Source organism: Marmoricola sp. Leaf446, from assembly GCF_001424755.1.
In the GTDB taxonomy this organism is placed as follows: Bacteria; Actinomycetota; Actinomycetes; order Propionibacteriales; family Nocardioidaceae; genus Marmoricola.
Map to the genome: position 1 here is coordinate 179220 of NZ_LMRF01000004.1, position 18686 is coordinate 197905.

The window sequence follows — 18686 nt, forward strand, 5'->3', positions numbered from 1 at the left end:
ACCCTGGAGCGGTGTCCGTCCCGTCTGTCCCGTCCCTGGCCGAGCTGCACGCCCTCGCCCCCGCCCAGCAGCCGAGCTACCCCGACCGCGCCGCGGTCGACGCCGCCGTCACCCGGCTGCGCCAGATGCCGCCGCTGGTCTTCGCCGGTGAGTGCGACGAGCTGAAGGCCAAGCTCGCCGCAGTCGCGCGCGGCGAGGCGTTCTTGCTCCAGGGCGGCGACTGCGCCGAGACCTTCGCCGGGGTCACCGCCGACAACACCCGCAACAAGCTGCGGGTGCTGCTCCAGATGGCCGTCGTGCTGACGTACGCCGCCTCGGTCCCGGTGGTCAAGCTGGGGCGGCTGGCCGGCCAGTACGCCAAGCCGCGCTCCTCGGACTGGGAGACCCGCGGCGACGTGACGCTGCCGGCCTACCGCGGCGACGCCGTCAACGGCTTCGACTTCACCCCCGAGTCCCGCGTGCCCGACCCGAGCCGGCTCGTGGACGTCTACAACGCCTCGGCCGCGACCCTCAACCTGGTGCGTGCCTTCGTGACCGGCGGCTACGCCGACCTGCGCCAGGTGCACACCTGGAACACCGACTTCGTGCTCGGCTCGGAGGTGGGCCGTCGCTACGAGCAGCTGGCCGCCGAGATCGACAAGGCGATGTCGTTCATGGAGGCCATCGGCGTCGACGTCGACGAGCTGCGTCGCGTCGACTTCCACTCCAGCCACGAGGCGCTGGTGCTGGAGTACGAGCACGCGCTGACCCGCACCGACAGCCGCACCCAGCTGCCCTACGACGTCTCCAGCCACTTCGTGTGGATCGGTGAGCGCACCCGCCAGCTCGACGGCGCCCACGTGGAGCTGATGAGCCGCATCGCCAACCCGATCGGCGTCAAGCTCGGCCCGACCACGACCTCCGACGACGCCATCGCGCTCGCCGCCAAGCTCAACCCGACCAACGAGCCGGGCCGGCTGACCTTCATCACCCGGATGGGCGCGGGCAAGATCCGCGACCACCTGCCGCCGCTGCTGGAGAAGGTCCACGCCGCCGGGGTCGAGGCCGCGTGGGTCTGCGACCCGATGCACGGCAACACCTTCGAGGCGTCCTCGGGCTACAAGACGCGTCGCTTCGACGACGTCATCGAGGAGGTCCAGGGCTTCTTCGACGTCCACCGCGCCGTCGGCACCTGGCCCGGCGGCCTCCACGTCGAGCTCACCGGTGACGACGTCACCGAGTGTGTCGGCGGCGGCGAGGAGCTCAGCGAGGCCGACCTGGCCGGGCGCTACGAGTCGGTCTGCGACCCCCGCCTCAACCGGGTGCAGAGCCTGGAGCTGTCGTTCCTGGTCGCGGAGATGCTGCGGAAGGCCTGAGCGCCAGCACCGCCACCGCCGTCGGCGGGGCCATCACGGCGATCAGGCCCCACGGCGTGAAGGTCACGCCCGCGACGACGTGGCCCACCATGATGCCCAGCAGCGTCAGCAGGGCGACGACGCCCGCGACCGCGCCGGCGGCGACCCGGGTGCTGCGGCCGCCGTGGTGCAGCAGCGCGAGCACGCCGGCGGCGACCAGCAGCCGCACCAGCAGCCCGCCCAGCACCAGCACGTCGGGGCGCAGCTGCTCGCCGTGGTCACGGTCGAGGGTCAGCCAGCGTCCGGTCAGGGCCAGCAGCTCGAGCAGCAGGCCCAGGGCGGGAGCGGCGACGAGCACCAGCCCGGCGGTGAGCGCCGGGTCGGCGCACCTGCCCTGCGGCGGTGGCTGCGGGTCGGTGCCCACGGCGACCCCGCCCGCGAGCAGCAGCACCGAGGTCGCGACGACCCAGGCCAGCGGGCTGGCCACCTGCGGGTAGGCGCTGCCGGCGGTCACGCTGCCGAGCAGCAGGAGCGCGACCAGCCCGGTGAGCGAGGCGCAGCCGAGCACCGCGCCCGCCCCGGGGCGCCGCAGCAGCAGCAGGCCGACGGCGAGTGCCGGGACGGTCAGGGCGCCGAGCAGGTAGACCGACGTCGGTCGCAGCCCGAGCCCCGCCGGCAGCGTGGTCGACGCCAGCCAGACGTCGCGCGCCACCTCCGCCGCCGGGTCGAGCACGGCGAGGGCGACGAGCGCCGTCGCGGCGTACCGGCGCCACCGGACGGCCGCGGGTGACGCGTCGGGCCGGCGGGGCAGCAACGCCACGACGGCCGCGGCCAGCAGCAGGCCGAGGGTGGCGGCGGCCGGGCGGTAGGGCACCTGGACGTCGGTGAGCTCGGGCTGCGACCGCACGGCCGGGAGCAGGACCGCCGCCGCTGCCAGCACGAGCAGCAGGCGTACGACGAGCAGCACGTCCCCCCGCGGCGTGGGCGTCAGCACCGTCGCCACGTGCACCGACCCCACGGCGGCCAGCACCAGGGCGCCGGCGACCAGCGTGGCGGGACCGACCTCGGAGAGCGAGAGCAGGTCCCAGCCGGTGCCGCCCGCCACGAGCAGCAGGGCCAGCAGGTCCAGCGCCGGGTCCCGCAGGCCCGCCGCCCTGGGCCCCACGGCGGAGCCGGTGGTGGGTGGGGTCGGTGCGGTCGTGGTCATGGTCCCCCCGAGGAACGAGCCGGTCGTGCGCCCATGGTCGCGGCTCGTCGCCGGCCGCGGGGCGGTTCTCCACAACCGCTGTGCCAGGGTGGGCCCGTGCCCCGCACCCACGCCCTGGTGGGCGACCACCTCGAGTTCTGGCGCGAGCGCCACCTGTGCACCGTGACCACGCTGCGGCGCGACGGCTCCCCGCACGTCGTCCCGATGGGCGTCGCCGTCGACCCCGACACCGAGGGCACCGGCGGCTTCGCCTGGGCCATCACCTCGGGCGGCTCCCAGAAGGTCGCCAACCTCCGCGCCGGCCTCGACCCCCGGGTCGCGGTGTGCCAGGTCGACGGTCGGCGCTGGTCGACGATCGAGGGCACCGCCGAGGTCCTCGACGACCCCGACTCCGTCGCCGAGGCCTGCCGCCGCTACGCCGAGCGCTACCGCCAGCCCCGTGAGAACCCCACCCGGGTGGCGCTGCGCATCACCCTCACCGGGGTCATCGGCAACGTCTGACCGCCGAGCGGGCAGTCCGTGCACGCCCAGGACCGTCGAGCGGGCAGTCCGTGCACGCCCAGGAGGGTCGAGCGGGCAGTCCTGCTCAGCCGAGGCCGAGGACCGCGAGGGTCTGCTCGGCCATCCGACGCTCGCCCAGGGCGTTGGGGTGCACGATCACGGGGTTGGTGGTGCCCACGACCGGCTCCACCCAGCGGGTGCCGATCGGCTTGCAGGCGTCGTGGCCCTCGGAGACGCCGTCGAGGGCGACGTACGTCGCTCCGGTCGCCGCCGCGGCGCGCGCGACGGCGTCGTTGAGCGTGGCCTGCAGGCTGCGCAGGTAGGGCACGTCGCCGTCGGCGATGGGCAGCTGCGGGAAGCAGCGGCCGCTGCTCGGCACGATCCACGGGTAGCCCAGGATCGCGACGCGGGCGTCGGGCGCCTTGGCGCGGACGTCCTGCAGCGCCCGGACCAGCGCGGGGTACGTCGTGGTGCGGATGGTGTCCTCGAAGGAGCTGCCGTAGCGGTCCCGGCACGGGCTGCCCCGGCCGGCGGTGCTCGCCCCGGCGGTGCCGCACGTGGTGATGGCGCCGACGAAGACGCCGCTGTCGTTGCCGCCGATGGTCATCGTGACCAGCTCGGTGCTGCTGCTGACCGCGTCGAGCTGCGGCGCGACGCCGGGGTACTGCGACTCCCGGTAGTCGGTGGTGTCGGCGCCCCCGCAGGTCACGTCGCGCACCGGCCGGGCCGTCGCGGCGGCGATCACGGCGGGGTAGTTGCGGGTCGAGCGCAGGCACTGGGGCGGCGCGGTCGGGCTGACCGGGAGCACGCCGGAGGCGGCGCTGTAGGAGTCACCCAGCGCGACGTACGACGGCGGGGTGGGGGTGGTGCCCGTCGTGGCGGTCGACGCCGGGGCGGTCGTGACCAGGCCCGCCGACACGGCGGCGGCGATGCTGAGGGACAGGGCGGCGAGGCGGCGGCGCATGGGAGCTCCAGAGGTCGGTGTCCCCAGGAGCAACGCGTCCGGCGCCGGGACGTTACGGAACCCCCGGGGTGCGCGGAGCTGCCCGGTCGGCGTGTCGGAGCGGGGCGGAAGTGCCCGCTCGGGGTCGGAGGTGCTGGGCGTTCGCTGTGGGCGGACGTCGCCCGGGAAGCGCCGACCCCGGGCCGAGGTTGAGCCGGACAGACTCAAGAATCGGAGACCCCCATGACCGACGTGCAGACCCTCCCGCTCCTCTCCCTCCCCGACACCGTGGTGCTGCCCGGCATGGTCGTCCCGGTCGAGCTCGACGCCGACACCCGCCCGGTGGTCGACGCCGCGCGCGCCGCGGCCGACGCCGACAGCGAGGCCACCCTCCTGCTGGCCCCGCGGCTCGCCGACCGCTACCCGACGTACGGCGTCGTGGCGACCGTCGAGCAGATCGGCCGCCTCCCCGGCGGTGCGCCGGTCGCCGTGCTGCGCGCCGGCGCCCGAGCCCGGATCGGCTCCGGCGTCCCCGGCCCCGGTGCGGCGCTGTGGGTCGAGGCCGAGCCGGTCGAGACCGACGCCCCGTCCTCGCGGGCCCACGAGCTCGCCGAGGACTACCGCAAGGTCGTGATCGCGATCCTGCAGCGCCGCAACGCGTGGCAGGTCATCGACAACGTCCAGCGGATCACCGACCCCTCCGACCTCGCCGACCTGGCCGGCTGGGCGCCGTACCTCTCCGACGAGCAGAAGCGCGAGCTCCTCGAGACCCCCGACGTCGAGGAGCGGCTGACCCGTGTCCTGGGCTGGGCCCGCGAGCACTTCGCCGAGCTCGAGGTGACCGAGAAGATCAGCGAGGACGTCCGCGAGGGGATGGACAAGCGGCAGCGCGAGTTCCTGCTCCGCGAGCAGCTCGCCGCGATCCGCAAGGAGCTGGGCGAGGGCGAGCCCGACGGCACCGAGGACTACCGCGCCCGGGTCGAGGCCGCCGACCTGCCCGACGACGTGCGCGACGCCGCGCTGCGCGAGGTCGGCAAGCTCGAGCGCGCCAGCGACCAGGCCCCCGAGGCCGGCTGGATCCGCACCTGGCTCGACACCGTCCTGGAGCTGCCGTGGTCGGTGCGCACCGAGGACACCACCGACGTCGGCGCCGCCCGTGCGGTGCTCGACGCCGACCACCACGGCCTCGACGACGTCAAGGACCGCATCACCGAGTACCTCGCCGTGCGCGCACGCCGTGCCGAGCGTGGCCTCCAGGTCGTCGGCGGCCGAGGCTCCGGCGCCGTGCTGGCCCTCGTCGGTCCTCCCGGCGTCGGCAAGACCTCGCTGGGCGAGTCCGTCGCGCACGCGCTCGGCCGGAAGTTCGTCCGCGTCGCCCTCGGCGGCGTCCGCGACGAGGCCGAGATCCGCGGCCACCGTCGGACCTACGTCGGGGCGCTGCCCGGCCGCCTGGTGCGGGCCATCTCCGAGGCGGGCTCGATGAACCCCGTCGTGCTGCTGGACGAGATCGACAAGGTGGGCTCGGACTACCGGGGCGACCCGGCGGCGGCGCTGCTCGAGGTGCTCGACCCGGCGCAGAACCACACCTTCCGCGACCACTACCTCGAGGTCGACCTCGACCTGTCCGACGTGGTCTTCCTGGCCACCGCCAACGTCGTGGACTCGATCCCCGACGCGCTGCTGGACCGGATGGAGGTCGTCACCCTGGACGGCTACACCGAGGACGACAAGGTCTCGATCGCGCGCACCCACCTGCTGCCGCGTCAGCTGGAGCGGGCCGCGCTCGGCGAGGACGAGGTCGTCGTCGAGGACGAGGCGTTGCGGTCGGTCGCCGCGTCGTACACGCGTGAGGCGGGGGTGCGGCAGCTCGAGCGGGCCCTGGCCCGCGTGCTGCGCAAGGCCGCGACCCGGCTGGCCTCGGGCGAGGCGGCGCCGCTGACGGTGGACGCGAGCACGCTGCGCGACTACCTCGGCCGGCCCCGGTTCACCCCGGAGACCGCCGAGCGGACCGCGGTGCCGGGCGTGGCGACCGGGCTGGCCGTGACCGGCACCGGCGGCGACGTGCTCTTCATCGAGGCGACGTCGATGCCCGGCGAGCGCGGGCTGCACCTCACCGGCCAGCTCGGCGAGGTGATGAAGGAGTCGGCGCAGATCGCGCTGTCCTACCTGCGTGCCCACGGCGCCGAGCACGGCGTCGACGCCACCGCGCTGGACCGCAGCCTGCACCTCCACGTGCCCGCGGGAGCGGTGCCCAAGGACGGTCCGTCGGCGGGCGTCACCATGGTCACCGCGCTGGCCTCGCTGGCCACGGGTCGCCCGGTGCGCCACGACGTCGCCATGACCGGCGAGGTGACCCTCAACGGTCGCGTGCTGCCGATCGGTGGGGTGAAGCAGAAGCTGCTCGCGGCCCAGCGGGCCGGCGCCACGACGGTCTTCATCCCGGCGCGCAACGAGCCCGACCTCGACGACGTGCCCGCCGAGGTGCTGGAGGCGCTCGACGTGCGGCCGGTGGCCGACGTGGCCGACATCCTCGCGCTGGCGCTCGAGGACGCGGCGGCGGGCGAGCCGGAGAGCCCGCGGGCCGCCGGGTTCACGGCCGCCTGAGGTCCCGCAGGGCTGTCGGAGGCGCGTGGCAGGGTGTGACGGGTGAGCGACCCGGACCCCACCACCGCCCCCGACGGCCCCGCTGTCGTCTCCGCCGACCCGCTGCACGACCTGGCGGCCTACGTCGCCCTGCCCCGCGTCGGCGGGCTCGCGGTGTCGCCCGACGGCACGCGGCTGGTGACCTCGGTCCAGACCCTCGACCCGGCGGGTGCCCGCTGGGTCAGCGCGCTGTGGGAGGTCGATCCGGCCGGTGACCGGCCGGCGCGTCGGCTGACCCGCAGCGCCAAGGGCGAGGCCGGTGCGAGCTTCGCCACCGACGGCTCGGTGCTCTTCACCTCGTCGCGGCCCGACCCGGCCGCGGAGGACGACGAGGAGACGGCGCTGCTGTGGCAGCTGCCCGCCGGTGGCGGTGAGGCGCGCGTCGTCGCCTCCCGACCCGGAGGCGTGGGCGACGTCCGGGTCGCGCGCGACGCCGGCACCCTGGTGCTGACCTCGGCCACCTTCCCGTCCTCCACCGACGAGGAGTCCGAGGCCCGCACCCGCAAGGCGCGCAAGGACGGCAAGGTCTCCGCGATCCTCCACGAGGGTGCCGGGATCCGCTTCTGGGACCACGACCTCGGCCCCGACCACCCCCGGCTCCTCGTGGGCACCCTCCCCGAGGGCGACGACCGGGTCGAGCTGCGCGACCTGACCCCGGGTGCCGGCCGTGGCGACACGAGCTTCTACTCCGGGGGCCACGACCTCAGCCCCGACGGCACCACGGTGGCCGCGACCTGGGCGGTCCGCGAACGCGGCGGGATGCGCTCGGCGATGGCGCTGGTCGACGTCGCGACCGGGGAACGCCGGCTGCTGCTCGACGACCCCGGGGTCGAGCTTGGCTCGCCGTCCTTCAGCCCCGACGGGGCGACGCTGGCCGTGACCACCGAGCGACGCTCCACCCCCGACGACCCGGGCGACGTGCGGCTGGCCGTGGTCGACCTCGCCACCGGCGCGTTGCGCGACCTCAGCGGCGACTGGGACCACTGGCCGGCGGGCGACCTCACCTGGACCCCGGACGGCTCGGCGCTGCTGCTGCACGCCGACGAGGACGGCCGCTCGCCGGTGTTCCGCTGCGACGTGGGCAGCGGTGCGTTCACCCGGCTGACCCACGACGACTTCGCCTACTCCGACGTGCAGGTGAGCCCCGACGGCAGGACCGTCTACGCCCTGCGCACCTCCTGGGCCGAGCCGCCCCGGCCGGTCCGCCTCGACGCCACCACGCCCGACCAGGCCTCCGTCCCCCTGCGCGGCCCGGCCGAGCCGCCGCTGCTGCCGGGCACGCTGGTCGACGTCGAGACGACCGCCGCCGACGGCACCCGCGTCCGGTCGTGGCTGTGCCTGCCCCACGGGGCGTCGGTCGAGGCTCCCGCCCCGCTGCTGCTGTGGATCCACGGTGGGCCGCTCGGCTCGTGGAACGCCTGGTCGTGGCGCTGGAACCCCTGGCTCGCCGTGTCCCGGGGGTACGCCGTGCTGCTGCCCGACCCGGCGCTGTCGACCGGCTACGGGCTCGACTTCGTGGCCCGCGGCTGGGGCGCGTGGGGAGGCGCGCCGTACACCGACCTGATGGCGGCCACCGACGCCGCCGTCGCCCGCGACGACGTCGACGAGAGCCGCACCGCCGCGATGGGCGGGTCCTTCGGCGGTTACATGGCCAACTGGGTGGCCGGGCACACCGACCGCTTCGACGCGATCGTCACCCACGCCAGCCTGTGGGCCCTCGACCAGTTCGGGCCGACGACCGACGCCCCGTGGTACTGGTCGCGCGAGATGACGCCCGAGATGGCGGCCGCGAACTCCCCGCACCGGTTCGTCGCCGACATCGTCACCCCGATGCTGGTCGTCCACGGCGACAAGGACTACCGGGTGCCGATCGGGGAGGGGCTGCGGCTGTGGGCCGACCTGGCCGCGCACGCCGAGGCCGACGACGGCTCGATGCCGCACAAGTTCCTGCTGTTCCCCGACGAGAACCACTGGGTGCTCACCCCCAACCACGCGAAGCTCTGGTACGCCACGGTCTTCGCCTTCCTCGCCCACCACGTGCTGGGGGAGGAGTGGGTGGTGCCCGACCTGCTCGGCTGAGGCCGCGACCCCGCTCCTAGGCTCGGCACATGATCGACCTCCGCTCGGACACCGTCACCCGCCCCACCCCGGCCATGCGGCGCGCGATGGCCGAGGCCGAGGTGGGCGACGACGTCTACGACGAGGACCCGACGGTCCAGCACCTGCAGGAGCGGGTCGCCGACCTGTTCGGCTTCGAGGCCGCGCTGTTCACCCCGACCGGCTCGATGGCCAACGTGCTCGCCGTCGCCTCCCTCGTCGGGCCGGGCGAGGAGGTGCTCTGCGAGTCGCGCTCGCACATCCTGCGCGCCGAGCTCGGCGCCCACGGGGCGCTGCTCGGCATCACCAGCCGCACCTGGGTCGAGGAGCGCGGCCAGCTGGACCTGGCGACGGTGCGGTCGATGTACGCCCCCGACATGGGCCCCTTCTTCGTGCGCACCACCGCGATCGCGGTGGAGAACACCCACAACTTCGCCGGCGGCACGGTGCTCCCGCTGGCCGACCTGCAGGAGCTGCGCGGCTGGGCTGACGAGGTCGGGGTGGGCGTGCACGTCGACGGCGCCCGCATCTGGAACGCCCACGTCGCCACCGGCACCCCGCTGCGGGAGTACGGCGCGGTGGCCGACGCCATGGCGGTCTGCCTCTCCAAGGGCCTCGGCGCCCCGATCGGCTCCCTCGTCCTGGGCTCGGCCGAGGCGATCGAGGTGGCCCGCGTGCGTCGCAAGCGGATGGGCGGGGGGATGCGCCAGGTCGGGGTCCTCGCGGCCGCCGGCCTGCACGCGCTCGACCACCACCTCGACCGGCTCGCCGACGACCACGAGCACGCCAGGCTGCTGGCCGAGGCCTGCGGCCAGGACCCCGCGCTGACCGAGACCAACATCGTCGTCGTCGAGGCCCCGGACGCCGCGGCCGTGGTCGCCGCCGCCCGCGAGGAGGGCGTGCTCATCGGTGCCGTCGGCCCCACCCGGGTCCGGATGCTCACCCACCTCGACGTCACCCGCGACGAGGTCGAGCGCGCCGCGAAGGTGCTCTCCCGGCTCGTCGGCTGACGGTCCGGACGGCCCGCGGGCTCGCAGACGCGCGGACACAAGTCCGGCCAACGGGTCGGCGTACCGGGGCAGAACGGGTCAGGTCGACCAGCTCCGGCGAACTTGTGTCCGCGCGTCTACGGTGCGCGGGCGGTCTAGGCCCGGCGGCCCACCACCGGTGTGAGGCGGCGTACGGCGGAGGCGAGCTCGCGCAGGTCGGCGCCGACCAGCGCCTGGGGGCCGTCGCACAGCGCGTTCTCCGGGTCGGGGTGGACGTCGACGAGGATGCCGTCGGCGCCGACCGCGATCGCGGCGCGGGAGAGGGGGACGACCAGGTCGCGGCGGCCGCCGGCGTGCGAGGGGTCGACGATGATCGGAAGGTGGCTGGTCGCCTGCACGACCGGCACCGCGGAGATGTCGAGGGTGTTGCGGGTCGCGGGCTCGAAGGTGCGGATGCCGCGCTCGCACAGCACGATGTCGAGGTTGCCGCGCTGGGCGACGTACTCCGCGGCCATCAGCCACTCCTCGACCGTGGAGTTCATGCCGCGCTTGAGCAGCACCGGTCGGCCCGCGTCGCCGACCGCCTGGAGCAGCCCGAAGTTGGCCATGTTGCGGGTGCCGACCTGCAGCATGTGCGCGTGCTCGGCCACGACGGCCACGTCGCGGGCGTCGACCACCTCGGTGACGACGGGCAGCCCGGTGGCGCGACCGATGTCGGCGAGGATCTCCAGGCCCTTGGTGCCCAGGCCCTGGAAGGAGTACGGCGAGGTCCGCGGCTTGAACGCCCCGCCGCGCAGCAGCCGCGCTCCCGCGGCACGCGCCATCTCGGCCGCCTCGAGGGTCTGCTGGGCCGACTCGACGGCGCAGGGGCCGGCGATCAGGGTGAAGGTGTCGGGGCCGATCGCGACCTGCGCGCCGGGCTCGCCGACGTGCACCGTCGAGCGGTCGGGGTGGTGCTGGCGGCTGACGAGCTTGTAGGGGTCGGAGATGCGGTGGACCGCCTCGACGCCGGGCATGCTGCGCAGGTTGAGGCCGTGGAAGGACTCGATGTCGCCGACCAGCCCGATGATGGTGCGTACGACGCCGCGGCTCACGAAGGCGCGACCACCGGTCTCCTCGACGCGGGACGTGACGCGTGCGATCTGCTCCTCGGTGGCCTCCGGCGACATCACCACGACCATGCCGCGAGCGTAGGACGCCTTCGTCCGCATGACGGACCAGGTTTCCAGGATCCGGACCGCTGAGTCCGGATCGTGACCTCCTCGACGGACCTACCGGACGAACGGGTCAGACGATGCCCAGCGTGACGGTGCTGCCCCGGGGGGCCCGGCCACCGCCGCCGGGGTCCATCGAGACGACGTACTGCACCCCGATGTAGAGGCTGGACTCCTGCACCTCGACCTCGAAGCCGGCCGCCTCCAGCCGGGCGGTGGCCGCGGCGACGCCCATCCGCACGACGTCGGGCACCTCGACCAGGACCGGGCCCTTGCTGACGGTGAGCTCGACGGTGTCGCCCCGGAAGGCGGTGCCGGAGTCGGGCGACTGCCCGATCACGGTGCCGGCGTCGACGGTGTCGCTGTTCTCCTCGCCGACCTCGACCTCGAAGCCGCGCTCCTCCAGCGCCGCCTGCGCCTCGTCGGCGTCCTCGCCGGTCCAGTCGCGCACCTTGATCGGCCGGGGGCCCTTGCTGACCACGAGGTCGACGGCGGCGTCGCGGCGCAGCGCGGTGCCGGCGACGGGGTCGCTGGCGACGACCTGGCCCTTCGGCACCTCGGCCGAGAACCGCTCGACGGCCTCGCCGAACCCGAGCCGTGCGTCGAGGAGCGCCTGCTGCGCGGCGTCGAGGGAGCGACCGGCGACGGCGGGCACGTCGTGGCGCTCGGGCCCGCGGGAGAGCACCGCCACCACGGTGCCGTCCTGGAGCACCCGGCCGCCCGGCTCGGGGTCGGTCGCGACGATCCGGCCGCGCGGCACGGTCTCGCTGTACGCCGGGTCGCCGACCCGCAGGTCGAGGCCGGCCGCCTCGAGCCGCGTCTCCGCGGCCGCCCGCGACAGCCCCAACACCGCCGGGGCGTCGGTGTAGCGGCCGACGCCGAACCACCAGCCGGCGCCGGCGGCCCCGGCGGCCAGGAGCAGCACGAGCAGCAGCGCCACCGGTCCGCGTCCGCGACGGTGCGGGCGCGCCTCCGGCCAGTCGTCGTGGTCGTCCGTGCCGTCGCCGACCGGTCCACCGACCAGCCGCTCGCTGCCCCAGCCCGGGACCCCGCCGTCACCCCGGCGCTGCTGCGGCGGTCGGGGCGGGGCGAGCAGGGTGCTGCCGCCCTCGTGCAGCCGGTCGTGGGACCGGTCCTGCTCCTGGTCGTAGACCGTGTCGGCCCCGAGGTCGTCGCGCCGGACGGTGCGGGTGTGCTCCCGGTCGTCGACCCGCGCGGCCCGCGCCGCCTCGGCGGGGGCGAGGATGTCGGGGATCTCGTCGGTAGTGGCGGCGTCGAGCTCCTCGACCACGCCACCGGCCGAGCGGGCCAGGGCGACGGGGGCGAGGTCGGCGGTCAGCTCGTCGTCCTCGAGCACGCCCTGGTCGAGGGCCAGCCGGACCCGGCGTACCTGCTGGAGGAGGACCTGGGCGTCCGCGGGCCGCAGCGCGGGCTCGCGCGAGGTGGCCCGCGCGACGAGGGCGTCGAGGTAGGCCGGCAGCCCCGGGACCCGGCTCGACGGCGGTGGGACGTCCTCGTGGACGTGCTTGTAGGCGACCTGGATGGGGTTCTCGGCCTGGTGCGGCTTGCTGCCGGTGAGCAGCTCGAAGAGCACCACGCCGGCGGCGTACACGTCCGTGCGCGCGTCGGCGGTGCCGTCGACCACGAGCTCGGGCGCGAGGTAGGACACGGTGCCGATGAGCACCCCGCCGGTCGCGGAGTGCTGCGTCTCGGCGTTGACGGCCCGCGAGAGACCGAAGTCGGCGACCTTGACGCGGCCGTCGTCGGCCAGCAGCACGTTCTCGGGCTTGACGTCGCGGTGGACGATGCCGGCGCGGTGGGCGGCGGCCAGCGCTGACAGCACGGGCTCGACGAGCGCGAGCGCCCGGCCCGGGGCGACCGGGGCCTCGGACCTGACCAGGTCGCGCAGCGTGCGGCCGGGCACCAGCTCCATGACGAGGAACAGCGTGCCGTCGTCGTCGCCGGTGTCGAACACGGCCGTGACGTGGGGGTCGGAGAGGCGGGCGGCCGAGCGGGCCTCGCGCTGGAAGCGGCGCACGAACTCGTCGTCGGCCGCCAGTCCCTCGTGCATCACCTTGACCGCGACCGGCCGGTCCAGCCGCAGGTCGACGGCCTCGTGGACGGTGGCCATGCCCCCGCGGGCGATCCTGGCGCCGAGGCGGTAGCGCCCGTCCAGGACGCGCCCGGTCAGGGCGTCACGGGTGCGGTCCACGGTGTCCTCCGGCGCGGGTGGGGAAGAGAGCCCGACTGACCAGCCACTTTACGGTGCCAGGGGTCCCCGGCCCGGGACCGTGCGACCCGTCGGCGTGGAGTCGCGGTGGGGGGTCGGTCTGCCGGGGTGGGTCGGCGCGCGGCGGCGGTTTCCCAGGGTCGCCTGGGAAACCGGCGCTGCGCCGGGACCAGGGCTCCGGCGCAGCAGCAGGATCTCCGGCCGAGTACGCCGCGGCGCCGCTCGGGTGGGAGCATGGGCCGGTGAGCGACGACGACCTCCGCGTGCCGGCCTCCGCCGACCCGAACGCCGACCTCGACGCCCTGGTGGGCGAATGGTGGGACTGGAAGCAGACCGCCGAGGCGCTCGGCGTGACGGTCAGCCGGGTGCGCACCTGGATCCGGGAGCACCAGCTGGCCGCCGCCGTGCCGCGCCCGAAGGCCGGTCAGCAGGTCCCAGCCGCGCTCGTCATGGACGGCGAGATCGTCAAGGGGGTGCCCGGGCTGCTCACGCTGCTGCACGACGGCCACTACGACGACCTCGAGATCCTGACCTGGCTGTTCACCGACGACGAGACCCTCCCGGGTCGCCCCATCGACGCGCTGCGCGAGAACCGCGGCTCGGAGGTCAAGCGCCGCGCCCAGGCGATGGCCCTGTCCTGAGCGACGGGGCCCACGCGGCGCGGGCGGTCAGACCGTGCGCTGGGTCGCCTGCTCCGCCAGCCCCGCGAGGGCGGTGCGGGCGCTGTCGGTGACCTCGGCGCGCTCCAGCGCCGCGAGGGCCGTGCCGGTCAGGTGCTCGATGACCTGCTCCAGCTGCGCGAGCGCGCCGCTGGCGTCGATGAGGTCGCGCAGCTCGGCGACCTGGTCGGGGTCGAGCGGGGTGCCGAGGGCGACGTCGAGACGACGGCCCTCCTCGGCCGGGAGGGCGTCGAGGGCCAGCGCGACCAGCACGGTGCGCTTGCCCTCCACGAGGTCGTCGCCCGCGGGCTTGCCGGTCACCGCCGGGTCGCCGAAGACGCCGAGCACGTCGTCGCGCAGCTGGAACGCCTCGCCCAGCGGGAGCCCGAAGCGGGTCAGGTCGGAGACCTGCGCCGCCGTCGCGCCCCCGAGCGCCGCCCCGACGTGCAGCGGCCGCTCGATGCTGTACTTCGCCGACTTGTAGCGCAGCACCGTCATCGCGGTGTCCACGTCGGCGGTGCCCCGGGCCTGCGCGGAGACGTCGAGGAACTGCCCCGTCACCACCTCGCTGCGGGTGAGGTCGAGGAAGCGCAGTGCCTCCAGGACGCGCTCGGCCGGCAGCCCGGAGGTGCGCAGCAGCTCGTCGGACCAGCTGAGCAGGAGGTCGCCGAGCAGGATGGCCGCCGACGCGCCGTACTCCACGGCGCCGCCGCTCCAGCCCTGCTCGCGGTGCAGGCGCTCGAACGCGCGGTGGGTCGAGGGGTGGCCGCGACGGGTGTCGGAGGCGTCCATCAGGTCGTCGTGCACCAGGGCGCTGGCGTGCAGCAGCTCCAGCGCGCCGCACGCCCGCAGCAGCGCCGTGCCCGTCACGTCGTCGAGGGGGGCGTCGTCGATCGCGTGGTGGCCCCACCAGCAGAAGGCGGCGCGCAGCCGCTTGCCACCGGTGACGCTGGTGCGGGCGTGGGAGACGAGCCGGTCGGCGTCGGGTCCCAGCTCGGCCAGCCAGGCGGCCTGCGCATCGACGAAGTCGAGGAGCGTGGACTCGACCGAGGTCCGGAAACCGGCGGTGTCCCACGCTGCGTGCGGCACGGTCACCGGGTGAGCCTAGCCCCGTATCCTCGGGGCATGTCCGGGACCCCTGCGCGCATCGGCGACCTGCTCGGGAGCGGACAGCGCTCGTTCTCCTTCGAGTTCTTCCCGCCCAAGGACGAGGCGGGCGAGGACGTCCTGTGGCGCTCGATCAGCGAGCTGGAGCCGCTGCAGCCCTCCTTCGTCTCCGTCACGTACGGCGCGGGCGGCACCACCCGCGACCGCACCCTGGCCATCACGGCGCGGATCGCGCAGGAGACCTCGCTGCTCCCGATGGCCCACCTGACCTGCGTGGGCCACACCACCGCCGAGCTGCTCGACATCCTCGCCGCGCTGCGCGGCTCGGGGGTCGGCAACGTCCTGGCGCTGCGCGGCGACCCGCCCGGCGGCCCGGGCACGCCGTTCGAGCCCACGCCGGGCGGCGTCGACTACGCCTCCGAGCTGGTCGGGCTGGTGCGGCGCAGCAGCGACCTGTGCATCGGTGTCGCCGCGTTCCCCGAGGGCCACCGCGACGCGGCGACGCTCGACGACGACGTCGCGGTGCTGCGGGCCAAGCAGGACGCCGGCGCGGAGTTCGCCGTCACCGAGATGGTGCTGCGTGCCTCGGACTACCTCGGGCTGGTCGAGCGCGCCGGGGCCGCCGGGGTGACGATCCCGATCGTGCCCGGCATCATGCCCATCCTGGGCGTCACCTCGATGACCAAGATGGTCGAGCTCTCGGGGCGCGACATCCCCGCGGAGGTGCGCTCGCGCATCGAGCCGCTCGCCGAGGACCCCGCGGCCGTGCGCGCCGAGGGCATCGCGATCGCCACCGAGCTGTGCGACGACCTCCTCGCCGGAGGGGCGCCGGGGCTGCACTTCTACACCCTCAACCGCTCCAAGGCCACGCGCGAGATCTGGTCGGCGCTGTCGCTGAGCGCCTGAGCGCCCGACCTCACGTCGCGGGGCCGACCGCCTGCGCGACGAGGGAGGCCGACAGCCCGACCGCCGCGACGCCGGCCCCGGGGTTGGCGCTGGCCCCGGCGAGGTAGGTCCCGCCGATCGGCGTACGCGGTCCGAGGCGGTGGGCGACCGTGCCGCGGCCCTGCCACAGCACGCCGTACGGCGAGCCGCCGTAGGTGCGCACCTGCTCCAGGGGGGACCGGTCGACCTGCACGACCACCTGGTCGCGCACGCGGACCCCGAGGCGCGCCAGCGCCGTCACCGGGTCCTCGCTGATCCGGCCACGGGCGAGCAGCGTCCAGGCGTGGTGGCCGGCGGGCGCGGTGCCGCCGGTGCGCACGACCAGGGTCGGGTCGCCGTGGAGCACGGTCTCGTGGGGGAGGTCGGGCACCTCGCCGGCCAGGCCGACGTGGGCCACGACCGGCGGGATGGCCGGGTTGGTCCGGCGTACGTGCGGGGCGAGCGCCGGGACCTGGCGCGGGTCGACGGCCACCACGACGACGTCGGCGTCGAGGTCGCCGTCGTCCGTGCGGACGCCGCGCACCCGGCCCTCGCGGACCTCGAGGTCGCGCACGCGGGTGCCGAGCTCGACCTGCACGCGCCGCGTCGCCAGGCGGGCGGCGAGGGCGTCGGTGAGCCCGGCCATGCCGCCGGGCACCGTCCAGGAGCCGAAGTTCTGCTCGACGTAGCTCCACAGCCCGACCCAGGCCGGGACGTCGCGGAGCGCGTGGCCCTCCAGCAGGGCCGCGGTGCCGGCCAGGAGCCGCAGCCGCTCGTCCTTGCGGAAGGTCGAGCGCAGCACCTTGTGCAGCGTCAGCCGGGTGCCGAGCAGCGCCTTGGCGTGGTCGCCGGCGAGGTCGCGCGCGAAGGGTCGTTCGAAGTAGTCGCGGCGCAGTGCCGCCCAGTCGTCGGCGAAGGCGTCGACGTGCTCGACCCAGGCCGTGCCGGCCCCGGGCCCCAGCGCGGCGTCGACGGCGGCCAGCTGGTCGGCGCGACCGGCGGGCAGGTCGAGCTCGGTGCCGTCCTCGAACCGGTGCCGGCGCAGCGGGGTCAGCGGCACCAGCTCGAGCTCGCGCTCCAGGGGCCGGCCGGACTTGCGGAACAGGTCGCGGGCCACGGCCGGCAGCAGGGTGTGGGCCGGTCCGGCGTCCCACGTGAACCCGTCGCGCTCGACGCGTCCCAGGGCCCCGCCGAGGGTGTCGCGCGCCTCGAGCACGGTGACGTCGTGGCCGAGCTTGGCCAGACGGGCGGCGCTGGCGAGTCCGCCGTACCCGCCGCCGACCACCACCACCCGTGCCATGGCGGTCACCCTAGGGGGCGGTCCCGCGCCGCCGGCCCGGCGGCACCGGGCGCGTCAGGCCTCGACGTCCACCTCGGTGGCGCCGGTCATCCGCAGCAGCTCCTCGACGGTGGTGCTGAACACCGCGGCCGGGTGGCCGGCGGCCGCCCACACCACCTCGTGCCGCCGCAGCCACGGGTCGAGGTAGGTCGGCACGGGCGCCGGGTGCCCGAGCGGGGAGACCCCGCCGATCACCTGCCCGGTGTGGTGCCGCACGAAGTCGGGCCGCGCCCGCTGCAGGGCGGGTACGCCGATCCGGCCGGCCACCGCCCCGGTGTCGACCCGGTGCGCCCCGCTGGTGAGCAGGAGCAGCGGGGTCCCGTCCGTCGACCCGTCGGTCGCCGGCACGGCGAAGAGCAGGCTGTTGGCGATCGCCCCGACCTCGCAGCCCAGGGCCTGGGCCGCCAGCGCGGCGGTGTGGACCCCCTCCGGCAGCACCACGACCTCGCCGGTCCCGCCCCGCGCTGCGAGCGCCTCGCGGAAGCGGGTGATCGCCGCGTGCTCCGTGACCGGGTCGCCCATGGCCGCACCGTACCGGGCTCGTCGGAGGCTTGACGGGTTGTCGGCGGGCGGGTGTACCTTGAGGTTGTTCGAACACGTGTTCGATCAGCCTCGGTGGGGGATGACCTCGACCCCCGTCCTCCACCGGGGCACCCAGCGGGTCGAGACGGCTGCGAGAAGACGAGGAGCACGACGTGCGGCGTTACGACGACCCGGTGGAGGTCCGCAAGGGTGCGGAGGAGGACCCCGAGCAGTTCCTGTGGCGGGGCCGGTTGTGGCAGGTGCGCGAGGTGGTGGCGCACTGGGTGGAGACCGGGGCCTGGTGGACCCGACCCGCCGCCGAGGCCTCCGGTGCCGCGGTGACCGACCTGCTCCGCGAGCAGGAGGTCTGGCGGGTGACCGCGGCCCGGGGACGGGTCGCGGCGCTGGCCGCGGCCGCGGGGCGCGGCGGAGCCGGTGGCGACGCCGACCCGGGCTACGGCGTCTTCGACCTGGTCCTCAGCTGGTCCGACGGCAGCTGGCAGCTCGTCCGGGCGATGGACTGAGGAGGCCGACCCGTGAGCGCTGCTGTCGACTACTCGCCGCCCGCCTTCCTGCCGGCCGCCACCCACTCCTACCTCGAGCGGGCGGCCACCTCGCTGCGCGAGGCCATCACCACCCCCGGGGTGCCCGAGCGCTACGCCCAGGCCCACGTCTCGGCGCTCCGCGCCACGGCCGCGCTCCTGGCGGCCCGGGCCCGTCCCACCACGGCACGCCGGTCCCGGCAGAAGAATGCGTGGGTGCTGCTGGCCGAGGTCGCTCCCGAGCTGGAGGAGTGGGCCACGTTCTTCGCCGCCGGCGCCGCCAAGCGGGCGGCGGCCGAGGCGGGCTCCCGGCGGGCGGTGACGCCGCGGGAGGCCGACGACCTCGTGCGGGACGCCGATCGGTTCCTGGCGCTGGTCGAGACCTCGCTCGGTCTGACCGAGCACGCTCCCATCCGCGTCGCCTGAGCCGGGCCC

The 18686-nt window shown here is 75.4% G+C and carries 16 protein-coding genes; 9 read left to right on the top strand and 7 right to left on the bottom strand.

Annotation, left to right across the window (positions count from 1 at the left end):
* Nucleotides 1-11 precede the first annotated feature (11 nt).
* Nucleotides 12-1355 (top strand): class II 3-deoxy-7-phosphoheptulonate synthase, encoded by a 1344-nt coding sequence (locus tag ASG49_RS12495; RefSeq protein ID WP_056542326.1) that lies wholly within the window; start codon nt 12-14, stop codon nt 1353-1355.
* Here ASG49_RS12495 and ASG49_RS12500 read toward each other — a convergent pair.
* Nucleotides 1294-2541 carry a hypothetical protein gene (locus ASG49_RS12500; RefSeq protein WP_056542328.1) on the bottom strand — a complete coding sequence of 416 codons (1248 nt, stop codon included), beginning with the start codon at nt 2539-2541 and terminating at the stop codon, nt 1294-1296. The two genes, ASG49_RS12495 and ASG49_RS12500, sit on opposite strands and share 62 nt — an antisense overlap.
* Nucleotides 2542-2637: 96 nt before the next feature.
* Between ASG49_RS12500 and ASG49_RS12505 the strand changes: the two genes are divergently transcribed.
* Nucleotides 2638-3042: a PPOX class F420-dependent oxidoreductase gene (locus ASG49_RS12505; RefSeq protein ID WP_056542330.1), complete on the top strand. Its 405-nt coding sequence runs from the start codon at nt 2638-2640 to the stop codon at nt 3040-3042.
* A gap of 85 nt (nt 3043-3127) precedes the next feature.
* Here ASG49_RS12505 and ASG49_RS12510 read toward each other — a convergent pair whose 3' ends face one another.
* The gene (locus ASG49_RS12510; protein WP_056542333.1) at nt 3128-4006 is read right to left on the bottom strand and encodes an SGNH/GDSL hydrolase family protein; all 879 of its coding nucleotides are present in this window, start codon (nt 4004-4006) and stop codon (nt 3128-3130) included.
* Between the two features lie 222 nt (nt 4007-4228).
* Between ASG49_RS12510 and lon the strand changes: the two genes are divergently transcribed.
* From lon to ASG49_RS12525, 3 genes are read left to right on the top strand one after another with little or no spacing between them, the layout of a single operon-like run.
* On the top strand, nt 4229-6589 hold the full coding sequence (gene lon, locus ASG49_RS12515; protein WP_056542334.1) for an endopeptidase La: 2361 nt from the start codon (nt 4229-4231) through the stop codon (nt 6587-6589).
* Nucleotides 6590-6631: 42 nt separating this feature from the next.
* Nucleotides 6632-8707 (top strand): alpha/beta fold hydrolase, encoded by a 2076-nt coding sequence (locus tag ASG49_RS12520; protein ID WP_056542336.1) that lies wholly within the window; start codon nt 6632-6634, stop codon nt 8705-8707.
* A 29-nt stretch (nt 8708-8736) separates the two neighbouring features.
* Nucleotides 8737-9735, top strand: a complete 999-nt coding sequence (locus tag ASG49_RS12525) for a low specificity L-threonine aldolase (protein ID WP_056542338.1) — start codon at nt 8737-8739, stop codon at nt 9733-9735.
* Between the two features lie 134 nt (nt 9736-9869).
* Here ASG49_RS12525 and aroF read toward each other — a convergent pair whose 3' ends face one another.
* Nucleotides 9870-10895 (bottom strand): 3-deoxy-7-phosphoheptulonate synthase, encoded by a 1026-nt coding sequence (gene aroF, locus ASG49_RS12530; protein WP_056542469.1) that lies wholly within the window; start codon nt 10893-10895, stop codon nt 9870-9872.
* A gap of 106 nt (nt 10896-11001) precedes the next feature.
* Nucleotides 11002-13140: a Stk1 family PASTA domain-containing Ser/Thr kinase gene (pknB, locus tag ASG49_RS12535; RefSeq protein ID WP_056542340.1), complete on the bottom strand. Its 2139-nt coding sequence runs from the start codon at nt 13138-13140 to the stop codon at nt 11002-11004.
* A gap of 260 nt (nt 13141-13400) precedes the next feature.
* On the opposite strand from pknB, the gene ASG49_RS12540 reads away from it, so the two are divergent.
* On the top strand, nt 13401-13799 hold the full coding sequence (locus tag ASG49_RS12540; protein WP_162244529.1) for an Rv2175c family DNA-binding protein: 399 nt from the start codon (nt 13401-13403) through the stop codon (nt 13797-13799).
* A 27-nt stretch (nt 13800-13826) separates the two neighbouring features.
* On the opposite strand, the gene ASG49_RS12545 is transcribed toward ASG49_RS12540, so the two are convergent.
* On the bottom strand, nt 13827-14912 hold the full coding sequence (locus ASG49_RS12545; protein ID WP_056542341.1) for a polyprenyl synthetase family protein: 1086 nt from the start codon (nt 14910-14912) through the stop codon (nt 13827-13829).
* 30 nt (nt 14913-14942) lie between these two features.
* On the opposite strand from ASG49_RS12545, the gene metF reads away from it, so the two are divergent.
* Nucleotides 14943-15830 carry a methylenetetrahydrofolate reductase [NAD(P)H] gene (gene metF / locus ASG49_RS12550; RefSeq protein WP_056542342.1) on the top strand — a complete coding sequence of 296 codons (888 nt, stop codon included), beginning with the start codon at nt 14943-14945 and terminating at the stop codon, nt 15828-15830.
* Between the two features lie 10 nt (nt 15831-15840).
* Here the strand turns inward: metF and ASG49_RS12555 are convergent, their stop codons facing one another.
* Nucleotides 15841-17148: an NAD(P)/FAD-dependent oxidoreductase gene (locus tag ASG49_RS12555; RefSeq protein WP_056542474.1), complete on the bottom strand. Its 1308-nt coding sequence runs from the start codon at nt 17146-17148 to the stop codon at nt 15841-15843.
* Nucleotides 17149-17202: 54 nt separating this feature from the next.
* Nucleotides 17203-17709 (bottom strand): YbaK/EbsC family protein, encoded by a 507-nt coding sequence (locus tag ASG49_RS12560; protein WP_056542344.1) that lies wholly within the window; start codon nt 17707-17709, stop codon nt 17203-17205.
* A gap of 173 nt (nt 17710-17882) precedes the next feature.
* On the opposite strand from ASG49_RS12560, the gene ASG49_RS12565 reads away from it, so the two are divergent.
* Together ASG49_RS12565 and ASG49_RS12570 are read left to right on the top strand one after the other, a co-directional pair.
* Nucleotides 17883-18233: a DUF6504 family protein gene (locus ASG49_RS12565; protein ID WP_056542346.1), complete on the top strand. Its 351-nt coding sequence runs from the start codon at nt 17883-17885 to the stop codon at nt 18231-18233.
* A 12-nt stretch (nt 18234-18245) separates the two neighbouring features.
* Complete coding sequence (locus tag ASG49_RS12570; protein WP_056542348.1) at nt 18246-18677, top strand: SAV_6107 family HEPN domain-containing protein; 432 nt, start codon at nt 18246-18248, stop codon at nt 18675-18677.
* The last annotated feature ends 9 nt before the right edge of the window (nt 18678-18686 follow it).

Coding starts and splice junctions, on each gene's coding strand:
- ASG49_RS12500 (WP_056542328.1), bottom strand. CDS start 2,541: ATGACCACGACCGCACCGACCCCACCCACCACCGGCTCCGCCGTGGGG.
- ASG49_RS12510 (WP_056542333.1), bottom strand. CDS start 4,006: ATGCGCCGCCGCCTCGCCGCCCTGTCCCTCAGCATCGCCGCCGCCGTG.
- lon (WP_056542334.1), top strand. CDS start 4,229: ATGACCGACGTGCAGACCCTCCCGCTCCTCTCCCTCCCCGACACCGTG.
- ASG49_RS12525 (WP_056542338.1), top strand. CDS start 8,737: ATGATCGACCTCCGCTCGGACACCGTCACCCGCCCCACCCCGGCCATG.
- aroF (WP_056542469.1), bottom strand. CDS start 10,895: ATGGTCGTGGTGATGTCGCCGGAGGCCACCGAGGAGCAGATCGCACGC.
- metF (WP_056542342.1), top strand. CDS start 14,943: ATGTCCGGGACCCCTGCGCGCATCGGCGACCTGCTCGGGAGCGGACAG.
- ASG49_RS12555 (WP_056542474.1), bottom strand. CDS start 17,148: ATGGCACGGGTGGTGGTGGTCGGCGGCGGGTACGGCGGACTCGCCAGC.
- ASG49_RS12560 (WP_056542344.1), bottom strand. CDS start 17,709: ATGGGCGACCCGGTCACGGAGCACGCGGCGATCACCCGCTTCCGCGAG.